Origin of the sequence: Caldalkalibacillus uzonensis, assembly GCF_030814135.1 — a bacterium.
GTDB lineage: Bacteria > Bacillota > Bacilli > Caldalkalibacillales > Caldalkalibacillaceae > Caldalkalibacillus > Caldalkalibacillus uzonensis.
Genome location: NZ_JAUSUQ010000015.1, coordinates 16480 through 29275 on the forward strand (window position 1 = coordinate 16480; position 12796 = coordinate 29275).

Genomic DNA, 12796 nt, shown 5'->3' on the forward strand with positions numbered 1-12796 from the left:
ATTCTCTGATAAACAAATAAGCAATACAGTTTTTACTTTATGTTGTAGTATTTATTTCTCCAGTCAGGAATTTCTTTATTTCTATCCCAACCATGACATTCACGCGCTCTTTCTTCATTTTTTAATGTCATTTTTTGAATCCTTTCTGTTGAAGTTTTCGGAAATTTACTCACAATTTCTATATATCTCGGCACTTTAAAGTACGCCAATCTTTGTGCACAATGCTCAATGATTTCCTCCATATTAACGTCATTTATTCCCTCTTTGAGCTTAATAAATATTTTTATTTCTTCTCCTCTAATGGGGTCCGGTACAGGTATGGCCGCTGATTGCTCAATAGCTGGATGACTATTGACAACATCTTCAACTTCAAAAGCAGATACATTTTCTCCAGCCACTCTAATGATGAACTTCTTTCTATCTACAAAATAGTGGTATCCTTCTTCGTCTTTTCTTACAATATCTCCTGAGTGAATCCACCCATCTGCATCAAATACTTCTGATGTTGCCTTTGGTGCATTGAGATACTCCTTCATCATAAAATCTTGCCCCTTTTGTATAAGTTCCCCTACCCCTGCTTTTACTTCTTGGTTATGATCATCAACAATTTTAGTTTCTCTACCGAGATCAGCAAAAATAGGTTTGCCAAATGAGCCAACTTTTCTTTTGCTTTTTTCCGGGTGGAAATTTCCAAATAATACAGGAACTTCACTCATACTATAAGCCTCAAAAATATCGACTTTAAATTTCTTTTCAAACCGTTCCCATAGCTCTTTAGGAGTTCCACCTACAGCTACAAATTTAGCAGTATGTTCCGGAACGTCTTCTTCTCCGAACGTTACATCTAAAATCTGCATCATTCCACCAATGGAATTAAAATATGTTGCCTTATATTTTGATATCTTGTTAAAGAAATTTCTTGGTGAGAAGTGATCCGACAAAACAAGTGATGCCCCTAAACATCTCATCCCGGTTACGGAGTACAATTGAGCATTGGCATGAAAGAGGGGAAGACATGTATAATTTCTCGATTTTTTGTTTACTAAAGGAATAGCACAAATACTTTTGGCAGCAAGAATATATGTTTTGTTTGAAAGTGGAGCTCCTTTAGGTAATCCTGTCGTACCTGATGTAAAAAATATGCAAGTTGGATCTGATTCATTTACTTTAATATCTGGATTACTTTCATCCGAATTCTCCATCAATTCAGTTAATAAATATATATTGGCTTCCATTTTTGGTTTTTTTTGATATCACCTACGATGATTACATTTTTTAATACAGATGATTCACTGGATATTTTAGAAAGAATATTTATGAATTCCATATTTGCTTCAACGATAATGGTCGATACATGAGCGGTATTTATAATATGCAGTATTTCTGGTTCTCTAAAGTTAGGATTTATCGGTACTTCGACTAATCCGGCTTTTCCAATTGCAAATAAGCTGAAAACATAAAACGGGTTGTTTTTCATGTAAATTCCAACACGGTCACCCTTAGATAATCCAATACCCAATAATGAGTGAGCAATTTTATTTGATCCTTCGGATCACAATAGATTTTTCGAAATATTTATGTTAATCTACTTACAAAAATGACTTGATTCAATGACTGTAGTCATCTTTGCAATGAAAATAAGGAGGGTAATCTGATATGGGTAAAGAAAAATTGACCCAAAGACAATTAAAAGCGTTACAGACAAAAAAGGATCTTTTTGAAAGTGCAATCACTCTTTTTAGACAAAAAGGATATGATGAAGTTTCTATTGATGATATTGCTGAAAGAGCAGGGACAGCCAAAGGTACTTTTTATACTTACTTCAAGTCCAAAGACCAGGTCATCATTGAGCAATTTAATAAAATAGATGAACAATACTTACAAGTATTTAAAAGCTTTAATAATCAACAATCTGCAACAGAAAAACTGATGCGGTTTGTTAAAGAACAGCATTTATATTGTAGCCATGTGATAGGGATAGATTTGCTAAAAATTGTCTATTACAGCCAAATTAGAAATAAAGGTGAAGCAGTCGAAGTCATTGACGAAAATAGATGGTTATATAGGTTAGTTCGCAATATAATTGAAGAGGGACAGGCTTCGGGTGAATTTAGGACTGATTTATCTTCTGAGGAACTAACAAGGATGGTTGTCCGCTGTATGAGAGGTACATTGTACGACTATTGCTTATACAATGGTCAATTTGATTTGGTCGAAGATGGACAAAAATTTTTCGAATTATTCATCAATGGTGTCTTAAAACAATGATACTTCAGTGTTTTTATATATAGCACTGCCCCAGCCACAACTCTTTTATTTTTTTAGTAAATGAATAAACGCAGCGGCATTATCGTTATTAATAAATCCCCCTACATTTTCTGTTAGACCAACTTTTGGATCGGTTGAGACTTGCCGTTTCCCTGCAGCACCTCGAAGCTGCCATACGATCTCAACGATTTGGGCCACTCCAGTTGCACCGACTGGGTGCCCTCTCGAAATTAATCCTCCGCTTGGATTTACAGGTAAATCACCATCAAGTTTTGTTTTCCCTGATTCAATCAGTTCTCCACCTTGCCCTTTTTGACAAAGTCCCAATTGCTCATAAGCTAACAGTTCGCCGATGACGGTTGCATCATGAACTTCAAGGACATCCAAGTCATCCGGACCTAATCCTGCCTTTTCATAAGATTTTATGGCAGCCCTTTCTACAGTACTTTTATCGTTTGTAGATCCTACTTCTGAAACACCAACTGAACTTGCAACGTATATAGGTTTTGTTGAAAATTTACTCGCCACTTTTTTATTGCAAAGTACTGCAGCTGCGGCGCCATCAGAAACCGGTGAACACATCAGTAACCTTAGCGGGTCACTAATCATACGGGATTGAAGTATACTCTCAAGTGAATGAGCTTCTTGATATTGTGCATAAGGGTTAAAACTTCCATTATAACTGTTCTTTTCTGCAATTTTTGCTAGTGTTTCAATTGATGTTCCATACTGATTCATATGCTTATTGGCTTCGTCTGCATAATAATCCATAAAAATACTTTTTCCTTTACTATTTTCACAGTATCCAGGAAAATTCTTGAGTTGTTCTACATCGGTTCCACTCTCTAGCGCCTTAAACGCTTTATTTTTATCTTGATAAACCATCTTTTCTGCTGCAAGTACCAATACAACGTCATATACTCCTGAAGCGACTGCTGTCCATGCCAAATGAAAAGCACTAGAACCACTTGCGCAGGCGTTTTCTGTATTAATAACGTTTACATCAGATAAACCTACGTCATTTAATATCACTTGCCCTCTGATACATTCCTGGCCAGACAATATACCTGCCATTGCATTTCCAACAAAAGCGGCTTCTATTTGCGAATGATCAATGTTGACATCTTCAATCGCATTTAATGCAGCCTCTTTCCCCAATTCTTTCAAACTTTTATCCAGATGCTTTCCAAACCTTGTCATCCCCACCCCAATGATACAAACATCGTTCATTTGTTTTCCTCCCCGGAGTTTTAATTAATTTGACGCTCTTTCTTTTCCCAATATCGTTTACGCAATGCCTTTTTATCTATTTTTCCATATGGAGTTAATGGTAAAGTGTCAACAAAGTCAATTGATTTAGGCACTTCATAACCGGATAAATGTTTTTTACAATGTGATAGGAGTTCAACTTCAGTAACATTTGATTTATCGTGTTTGACTACAATGGCCTTTACAGCTTCTCCCCATTTATCATCTGGAACACCGATGACGGCTGCTTGTTTGACACCGGGATGCTTGAATAAAGCGCTTTCAACATTTGTCGTATAAATATTAAAGCCACCGCTGATGATCATATCTTTTTTTCTATCTACCAGATAAATATAGCCTTCTTGATCTCGATAAGCTAAATCACCTGTATAAATCCAACCCTTCTTTATTGTTTCCATCGTTTCTTTCCTAAGTTTCCAATATCCTTTCATCATATGTGGACCACGTGTTATTATTTCTCCTACTTCTTCAACCCCCACCTCTTGCCCATTGTCATCTACAATTTTCACCTGTGAAATAATAACCTCTTTTCCACAAGAGGCCAGACGTTTCTTATCGTTTTTCAAAAACTTAACATGGTCTTGCTTAGTCAGTACTGTTGTTTGGTTGGCTACCTCCATTTGTGAATAGATTTGGATTAGTATTGGGCCAAAGGTTTCAAGTGCCTGTTCTATACGCGCAGGCGCCATTGGTGCCGCGCCATATACAATCGTTTGTAAACTGCTCAAATCATAGCTGGATCTTTCCTCAAGATCTAAAATGGCATAAATCATAGTAGGAACTAATAATGCAAATGTGACTCTTTCTCGTTCAACAGTTTCACAAAATTTGGCTGGATTAAATTCTTTATGGAGAATATGAGTGCATCCTCTTAGCAAGCCGGGTAGGATGAAGAAGCCAGCTGCATGAGGAAGTGGGGTACTGTGAAGTAATACACCTTCTCGAGTAATGTCACATTCAATAATTTCACTGTACATTAAAGAAATGAGTGATTTGTGTGTATGAATAACACCCTTTGAACGCCCAGTAGTTCCTCCCGTGTACATAATTGCTGCGATATCTTCTTCTTTTACATGAGGTTCTTGAACATCACTTGAAGACTTCTTCATTAGTGAATTGAGGCTAAAATCATCTTCATTATCTACTGTTACGACTATAAGGTCTTTTAGATCGCGATTTTTAATACTTTGTATACGATTATAAAATTCTGCACTACAAAAAATGGCTTTCGATTGTGAATCTGTTAATCGATATTCAACCTCTTTTTCATTTAAAAAATGGTTTAAAGGTACTCGCACAGCACCAACTTTGGCAATAGCAAATTCCAATACGATATATTCGATACAGTTTTTCATATATAATGCAACCCGATCACCATGTTTAATTCCGAGCTGCATTAATAAATGAGCACACTTATTCACTTCTACTCTTAGTTCGTTATAAGTAACCGACCTTCTATAGTCTTTAATAGCTGTTTTATGAGAGTATTGACTGACTGATTTTTCAAACAAATCTCCAATCGAAGTCCCTATCATCAAATTTACCCTCCCACTATAAATTAAGGTTTATCTAACTAAATATGGAAGTGTATACATGCTCACCTTCATCTAAGATTCAATAGGATCTTGATTTTGACCAGGGTCAGTGACTTAAGTCATTTTCAAGTATAATCACATTATTTAATATTGTCAATGTTAAAAATCATTTAACAAAATTTAACGTGTATATCACAGTTTGCATTTGCCGTTTGGCATTAGCGTCTATAGTTCAACAGTGTAGCGTTTCGCTGCAGTACTATAATACGTGTAGCGAAATGATACATGTCCCCAACTTCGGTGGATTTAACCGAAAAGTAGTGAAATACACAATTTTGCGCATTTTATGGCACGCTTTTTTGGGTTTTTAGCAGTTGGCACGGTTTTTGCTATTTAATTTAGTACAACATGATAAAAATTGTTGAAAGGAGCGAATGTAGGTTGGCCACAAGAAATTCACAAATTTTAGCCATTGATGCAGGCGGAACAATGACCGATACGTTCATCATTGACAACAACGGGGAATTTGTCGTTGGCAAAGCACAATCGACACCCGAAGATGAATCGATTGGTCTCTTAAATTCCGCCAGGGATGCACTCAGTTATTGGGATACCACGGTAGAAGAGGAATTCCCCAAGTTGCTTGCCGGTGTGTATTCGGGAACGGCGATGCTAAACAGGCTTGTTTCACGAAAAGGGCGCCGGGTCGGTTTGATCGTCAACAAGGGAATGGAAGATTTTCACCGCATGGGGAGGGCGATTCAAGCGTATTTGGGGTATTCGTATTCCGATCGCCTTCATCTGAATACGCACCGTTATGATCCACCGCTGGTGCCAAGGGAGTTGACACGTGGAGTAACCGAAAGAGTGGACTTGTTTGGAAACGTTGTCATTCCCCTTTATGAACATGAAGTGGCACCGGCTGTGCAAGATCTTCTCGATCAAGACGTGGAAGCCATTGTCATCAGCTTGCTTCATTCGTATAAATACCCGCATCACGAGAGAAAGATCAGGGACATTGCCCGCGACATCATCAAGTCGAGTGGAAAAGAGATTCCCGTTTTTGCCTCAGTTGATTATTATCCCGTGCGTAAGGAGTCTCATCGCACAAACACAACCATTATTGAAGCCTATGCCGCGGATCCGTCGCGGGAAACGTTAAACAAAATCAGCAAACGTATCCGTGACCATGGTGCAACCTTTGACCTCCGTGTCATGGCCAGCCATGGCGGGACGATCAGTACCAAGGCGAACGAATTGGCCCGGACCCTTGTCTCCGGACCGATCGGTGGCGTCGTCGGTGCTAAATATCTGGGAGAATACCTCGGCATTTCCAATATCGCCTGTTCAGACATCGGTGGCACCAGCTTTGACATGGCCCTTATTACACAAGGGGATTTAAGTATCAACACCAGCCCCGACATGGCTCGCTTAGTGCTTTCACTCCCGCTTGTCGCCATGGATACAGTCGGAGCGGGCGCAGGCAGCTACGTGCGCATAGATCCCAACTTTAAATCCATCACTTTGGGACCTGACAGTGCAGGACACCGCGTTGGTGTATGCTATCCTGAAGGCGGTGTGGAGACAGTGACCGTGTCTGACTGTCACGTCGTGCTCGGCTTGATTAACCCGGACAATTTCCTGGGCGGTGAAGTGAAATTGCATCCGGAACGGGCTTATGAAGCGGTTAAAACTCAAATTGCAGAACCGCTCGGATTGTCCGTTGAAGATGCGGCTTACGGTGTGATCGACTTGTTAGAGTCACAACTGCGCAACTACCTCGAATCGATGATCCTGGGCAAAGGTTATTCTCCTTCGCAATACGTCTGCTTCTCATACGGTGGCGGCGGGCCGCTGCATACGGCAGGTTATACGAAAGGACTCGGTTTCGAAGATGTGCTTGTTCCCGCTTGGGCGGCCGGGTTTTCAGCCTTCGGATGCGGTGCGGCTGACTTTGAATATCGCTACGATAAAACACTGGACATCAACGTCAATGATGGTGCAAGTGAGCAAGAGAAAATCGCGGCTGGACGTGAATTGCAGGACGCCTGGAATGAGTTGATGGAAAAGGTGGCCCAGGAGTTTGAGAAAAACAAATTTTCCAGAGATGAAGTAGATTTTCGTTTGTATTTCAGAATGCAATACCAAGGACAGCTAAACGATTTGGAAATCGAAAGCCCGATTCAGTCTTTTAAACACGTCGGTCACTGGGAAGATCTTGTGCAAGCATTTGAAGAGATGTACACCCGTGTCTATGCCAAAGCAGCAACCTCGCCGGAGTTAGGCTACAGCATTACCGGTGCCATCGTCCGCGGAATCGTCGAAGTGGCCAAACCGAAAGTGCCCGAAGAACCGCTGGAAGGCGAAACCCCGCCGCAAGACGCCTATCTTGGCAAACGCCGCGTGTATTGGAAAGGCGAATGGATTGAGGCCGACATCTGGGAGATGGAAAAACTGAAAGCCGGAAACAAAATCAAAGCGTTCGCCATTTTGGAATCACCAGCAACGACGTTTGTTATTCCCCCCGGCTTTGAGACCTATCTTGATCAACACCGCATCTTCCACTTGAAAGAATTAAAATAAATTAAAATGAAAGGGAGGAATTTCGATGGCCATTCGAGAGGAAGAGCTTTATCGTAAAAATAAATTTCCCATCGGTTGGGACGGAAAAACGCTTAAGCAAATGAGGATGGAGATTGATGAGATCAGCAGGGCCACAGGCCATTATGCGGGATTGAAAGAACTGCCTTTTAAAGAAGCAGAGCCGATCCGCTATGAAAAAATCTTCTCCAAATTGCGCGGTGGGGTTGTTCATGCCAGGGAAACGGCCAAAAAGGTAGCCGCCTCCCCGATTGTTGAACAGGAAGGGGAACTTTGCTTTACGCTGTATACACCGGAAGGAGACTCTATCGTCACTTCGACGGGGATTATTATACACGTCGGGACGATGGGAGCAGCGATCAAATACATGATCAAAAACGACTATGAAGACAACCCCGGGATTGAAGACGGTGATATCTTCTGTAATAATGACTGTCAAATCGGAAACGTACACCCGTGTGACGTGCACACCATTGTACCCATCTTTTATGACGGGGAATTGATCGGCTGGGTTGGCGGCGTTACCCATGTCATCGATGTGGGCGCAACGGCACCTGGAAGCATGACCGTAGGACCAGTCACACGCTATGACGACGGGTATCAGGTGGCTTGCCGGAAAATTGGCGCGAATGACACTTTGTTCAAAGATTGGCTCATTGAAAGCCAACGCTCTGTGCGTACGACCAAATATTGGCTGTTGGACGAACGAACTCGTCTCGCCGGTTGCCACATGATACGCGACCTCGTCCTCGATATCGTCAATGAAGAAGGCATCGAGGCCTACAAGCAATTTATCCGCGAAGTGATCGAAGACGGACGACGGGGCTTTATTAATCAAGTCAAAACCTTGCTCATTCCGGGACGATACCGCCAAGTCTCCTTTGTCGACGTGCCGTATAAAAATTTGGATGTTCCGCCATATGCTAAGGTGGATACGATCATGCACGCACCGACGGAGGTCATCGTGCATAAAGACGGCAAATTCGAGATCGACTTCGAAGGGGTTAACCGTTGGGGATGGCACAGTTATAATGCCACACCAGTCTCCATCACGAGCGGCATTTGGGTGATGATGTCTCAAACGCTCATCCCAAATGACCGGGTCAATGACGGCGCCTATTACGCCAGTCAGTTCGATTTGCCATATGGTTCTTGGTTAAATCCCGACGACATCCGCACAGCGCACAGTTACGCTTGGCACTTCCTCGTCTCCGCTTGGAGTCCGTTATGGCGGGCCTTGAGCCGCAATTATTTTGCCCGCGGCTATCTGGAAGAAGTCAACGCCGGAAATGCCAATACATCCAACTGGCTGCAAGGCGGCGGTTACAATCAGTTTAACGAAAACCACGCTGTGAACAGTTTTGAATCAGCTGCTGAAGGTGTCGGGGCAAGTGCCGTACGGGATGGAATCAGCCACGCCGCAGCTATTTGGAATCCGGAAGGCGACATGGGCGATATGGAAATTTGGGAATTGGCCGAACCGCTCATCTATTTAGGCAGAAGCATCAAGCCCAACACGGGCGGTTACGGCAAATACCGGGGAGGCAGCGGATACGAGACATTACGCTTAGTATATGGCGCCAAAGACTGGACCATGTTTTTCATGGGTAACGGTTATATCTCCAGTGATTGCGGGCTGATGGGCGGCTATCCGGCCGCATCAGGCTATCGTTTTGAGGCGCACGGAACGGACATTAAAGAGCGGATCGAAAAACGATTACCCATTCCGACTGGCGGCGATCCGGATCCTGACAACCCTCAATACGAAACAGTCATGAATGCCAAAGAAGTCGTTCGTGACAAACAATCGATTACGACCGAAACCATCTTTGAAAACTATGATCTGTATCTCAATTATTTACGCGGAGGCCCGGGATTCGGTGATCCACTGGAAAGAAAACCGCACATGATCGAAGCAGACCTGAACGAAGGTCACTTGCTGCCCCGGTTTGCCGAGAGCGTGTACGGCGCTGTTGTGTATCAGGATGAAACAGGCACCTACAAAGTTGATGTCGAAAAAACAGCACAACGCCGCCAAGAAAAGAGAAGAGAGCGCCTAAAGCGGGGCGTGCCGGTCAAAGAGTGGATGAAACAAGAAAGAGAAAAAATTATCAACAAAGAGGCGTCCGTACAAGTTCAGCATATGTATGCTTCAAGTTTCGGCCTGAGTGAAAAATTCTTTAATGAGTTTAAATCATTTTGGTCTTTACCTGCTGATTGGGTGTTAAAGGAAGAGGAGTTGGATATGCCAACCTTCGGAGTTAAAATCAAGCGGAATTAGGATAAAAAGAGCAGATCAGAACCAACAAAATTCAGACGGTGGGGTGAGTGATTTGACGGTTTATGATCGTAAGACGATTGAGGAGTTGATCGACGGCACGATCGAGTTTTATAAATTAAAAGAAATGCTGTCCAACTTTAAGGACAGGGACCGTTTTGACAAGTATATCAGCATATTGCAGGAACGGGTGCCCTGGGATGATCCGATCCTGTTGCCGGCAGGACTTCACTTATACATCGTTCAAAAACCGGATGGTCAGCGTATTGTGAAGTGCGATTGCGGTCACGAATTTTGTGATTATCGCGACAATTGGAAGTTGCATGCCTTAATTCATGTGCGCGATACAGAGGAAAAAATGGCTGAACTGTATCCGAAACTGTTAGCTCCAGATCCACAGTGGCAGGTTATACGTGAGTATTATTGTCCAAACTGTGCGACCCAACTCGAAGTGGAAGCAGTGACGCCGTGGTATCCGGTCATAAAAGATTTCGAGCCTGATATAGATACGTTCTATACGGAATGGTTGCAAAAACCGCTCCCTGGGTCAAAGGGATAAAATCTGAGAAGCTATTGTACTGAGATTGTTCCTGAGACACAAGAAGGGGCTGTCTCAAAAGTCTGGAGACAGCCCCATTTTACTTTGAACCGATTCACCTTAACCCGTACTTTTTGATTTTACGGTATAACGTCGTCCGGGCAATATTGCATTTTTTGGCCACCGCTGATAAATTCCAATTTGTCTGATCGAGCAATTGGAGCAACAATTTCTTTTCCTTGATTTCTAATGGGGATAAGTTCTTGTCTTGCTGCTGGGCATGGATGAGGTCATTTTCCCCTTCACTAAGGGACAAACCGGATGTCTCCTGCCCCTGCCCATAACCTTCAGTAGGGTCACGATGTCTTTCCTGCTGCCGTATTGTTGACGGGAGATGCTGAGGTTGTATGTAAGCTGTCTCTGCAAAAATAACGGCATATTGAATAACGTTTTGCAGCTCACGGATGTTTCCAGGCCAGGAATACGATTCAAACAGAGATAAGGTACTCTCATCCAAACCGTCAATATTTTTATTGTGTTGACGTGCATATTCTTTGAGAAAATAATGAGCCAGCGAAGGGATATCCTCTTTCCGCTCCCGCAAAGGGGGCATGTGTATGTCTACCACATTCAAGCGATAATACAAATCCTTGCGGAAACGCCCTTCCCGGACCATCTCCTCCAAATTTTTATTCGTCGCAGCAATGATACGTACATTGACTCTCCTGGGGGCGGAAGCGCCCAGCCGCAATACCTCACTCTCCTGTAAGACACGGAGCAAATAGACTTGCAGATCCAACGGCATTTCCCCGATTTCATCCAGAAACAATGTTCCGCCGTCTGCTTCTTCGAATTTCCCCTTTTTTCCTGCTTTGGCGCCACCGGTAAAAGTGCCAGGTTCATAACCAAACATTTCGCTTGCCATAAGCTCCTTCGGAATCGCACCGCAGTTAATGGCCAAAAATGTTTCTTTTTTACGCGGGCTGGCCTCATGAATTGTGCGGGCGATCTTTTCTTTTCCTGTACCGCTTTCACCGGTCAACAGGACGGGTACATCAGTATGGGCCACTTTCTGACATTGACGGATAACATTTTTAATGGCGTTGGATTGGCCAACGATGTGCTGCCACGGCTGGACATCATCAATAAGATAAAATGTACGGTTAATCTTGTTGATGTTTTTAAAAACGATTAAGTAACCGGCTATATCTTGATTGCACTGCAGGCGTTCAATGCAGGCGTTACATCCGAATGCAGGTAATTCAACTTCGCTTTTCGTGTTGTTTTGCTGCTGTGGTGGACTTTGTGAATGCCTGACAAGTTCATTGACAAGCGGGTGGAATTCAGGTTTACTTTGCAAGTCTTTCCATTTTGAAAGTTGGAAATATTTAAGCATATGCGGATCACCTTTTACAACTTCCATGGCCGGATTTAAGAGTAAGACACCGTCATTTGGCCATCGGTTAACGGCTTGATCATAACTTGAGACTAAATAGTGATGCATGTCGGTCAATGACTGTTGGAATTGCTGCTGAATGGTAAAAGCGCTGGACAGAGCGGTGGCTAAAGTGTGAGGTTGTGCATCAGGCCAAAGTCCGGTAAGATCAAGGGCACCCAGCACTTCATTGGTAAATGGATGAAGAATGGGAGCAGATGAGCACGTCCAGGGGTGACATCCTTGGCAAAAATGTTCTGCCGAAAAAATTTGCGTCGGTTGTTTAGTTACGATAGATGTGCCGATTGCATTCGTTCCCGCTGCTTGTTCACTCCAATCTGCTCCTGGAACAAAGTTCATTTTTTCCGCTTCATTAAGAATACGGCGTTCACCTTTCAGATAGATAATCCGGCCGTTTTGATCGCATAAGGTGACAATGTAACCCGTCCCTGAAAGATGAAAAGATAAATCATCGATAATCGGTTTGGCAATCCGGTACAGTTGAGAATTTTGGAGCAACTCCGTTAACTCTTTGTCGGTCAAGGCAAGCTTTGTTTCTTTTTGGCCTGGATCAACGCGGAGCGCCTGACAACGTTGCCATGATTGCAGGATTATTTCCCGTAATTTCTCTGTAAAAGGATTGCCGCCGGGGGGAGGATTTCCCTTAACGAAGTGTTCCCATGCATACTGTAATTCAGTGTTTTTTTGAGCCAGTTCACGGGTTGAGTATATAGCTATGTTGGGGTTTTTCATAGCTATCCCTCCAACTTAATATGTCTCACAATTTATAATATTATAACATCAATTCGTCTTATATGTAAAAAAACATTTGTTTACCCGTGAAACACCACGTGGACAAATCATAATGAACT

The 12796-nt window shown here is 42.7% G+C and carries 9 protein-coding genes; 4 read left to right on the forward strand and 5 right to left on the reverse strand.

Annotated features, from left to right (window positions below; genetic code table 11):
- Positions 1 to 32: 32 nt before the first annotated feature.
- Together J2S00_RS16465 and J2S00_RS16470 are read right to left on the reverse strand one after the other, a co-directional pair.
- Entirely contained in the window at positions 33 to 1235 is a 1203-nt protein-coding gene (locus tag J2S00_RS16465) for an AMP-binding protein (RefSeq protein ID WP_307342322.1), read from the reverse strand.
- Entirely contained in the window at positions 1211 to 1534 is a 324-nt protein-coding gene (locus J2S00_RS16470; protein ID WP_307342464.1) for an AMP-binding protein, read from the reverse strand. Before J2S00_RS16470 ends, J2S00_RS16465 begins: the two co-directional genes overlap by 25 nt.
- 122 nt (positions 1535 to 1656) lie before the next feature.
- On the opposite strand from J2S00_RS16470, the gene J2S00_RS16475 reads away from it, so the two are divergent.
- Positions 1657 to 2268, forward strand: a complete 612-nt coding sequence (locus J2S00_RS16475; RefSeq protein ID WP_307342325.1) for a TetR/AcrR family transcriptional regulator — start codon at positions 1657 to 1659, stop codon at positions 2266 to 2268.
- A 45-nt stretch (positions 2269 to 2313) separates the two neighbouring features.
- Here J2S00_RS16475 and J2S00_RS16480 read toward each other — a convergent pair whose 3' ends face one another.
- Positions 2314 to 3498, reverse strand: coding sequence for a thiolase family protein (locus tag J2S00_RS16480; protein ID WP_307342328.1), 1185 nt, complete (start codon positions 3496 to 3498; stop codon positions 2314 to 2316).
- Positions 3499 to 3518: 20 nt separating this feature from the next.
- A complete protein-coding gene (locus J2S00_RS16485; RefSeq protein WP_307342330.1) occupies positions 3519 to 5072 on the reverse strand; it encodes an acyl-CoA synthetase in 1554 nt (517 codons plus the stop codon).
- 408 nt (positions 5073 to 5480) lie between these two features.
- On the opposite strand from J2S00_RS16485, the gene J2S00_RS16490 reads away from it, so the two are divergent.
- The 3 genes from J2S00_RS16490 to J2S00_RS16500 are packed head-to-tail and all read left to right on the forward strand — an operon-like array spanning position 5481 to position 10510.
- Entirely contained in the window at positions 5481 to 7655 is a 2175-nt protein-coding gene (locus J2S00_RS16490; protein ID WP_307342333.1) for a hydantoinase/oxoprolinase family protein, read from the forward strand.
- 25 nt (positions 7656 to 7680) lie between these two features.
- Positions 7681 to 9954, forward strand: a complete 2274-nt coding sequence (locus J2S00_RS16495; protein ID WP_307342336.1) for a hydantoinase B/oxoprolinase family protein — start codon at positions 7681 to 7683, stop codon at positions 9952 to 9954.
- A 52-nt stretch (positions 9955 to 10006) separates the two neighbouring features.
- A complete protein-coding gene (locus J2S00_RS16500; RefSeq protein WP_307342467.1) occupies positions 10007 to 10510 on the forward strand; it encodes an acetone carboxylase subunit gamma in 504 nt (167 codons plus the stop codon).
- Between the two features lie 94 nt (positions 10511 to 10604).
- On the opposite strand, the gene J2S00_RS16505 is transcribed toward J2S00_RS16500, so the two are convergent.
- Positions 10605 to 12677, reverse strand: a complete 2073-nt coding sequence (locus J2S00_RS16505; protein ID WP_307342339.1) for a sigma-54-dependent Fis family transcriptional regulator — start codon at positions 12675 to 12677, stop codon at positions 10605 to 10607.
- Between the last annotated feature and the right edge of the window lie 119 nt (positions 12678 to 12796).

Excerpts from the sequence above, each read along its gene's own strand:
- J2S00_RS16465 (WP_307342322.1), bottom strand. The coding sequence starts at position 1,235 with ATGGAAGCCAATATATATTTATTAACTGAATTGATGGAGAATTCGGAT.
- J2S00_RS16475 (WP_307342325.1), top strand. The coding sequence starts at position 1,657 with ATGGGTAAAGAAAAATTGACCCAAAGACAATTAAAAGCGTTACAGACA.
- J2S00_RS16480 (WP_307342328.1), bottom strand. The coding sequence starts at position 3,498 with ATGAACGATGTTTGTATCATTGGGGTGGGGATGACAAGGTTTGGAAAG.
- J2S00_RS16485 (WP_307342330.1), bottom strand. The coding sequence starts at position 5,072 with ATGATAGGGACTTCGATTGGAGATTTGTTTGAAAAATCAGTCAGTCAA.
- J2S00_RS16490 (WP_307342333.1), top strand. The coding sequence starts at position 5,481 with ATGATAAAAATTGTTGAAAGGAGCGAATGTAGGTTGGCCACAAGAAAT.
- J2S00_RS16495 (WP_307342336.1), top strand. The coding sequence starts at position 7,681 with ATGGCCATTCGAGAGGAAGAGCTTTATCGTAAAAATAAATTTCCCATC.
- J2S00_RS16505 (WP_307342339.1), bottom strand. The coding sequence starts at position 12,677 with ATGAAAAACCCCAACATAGCTATATACTCAACCCGTGAACTGGCTCAA.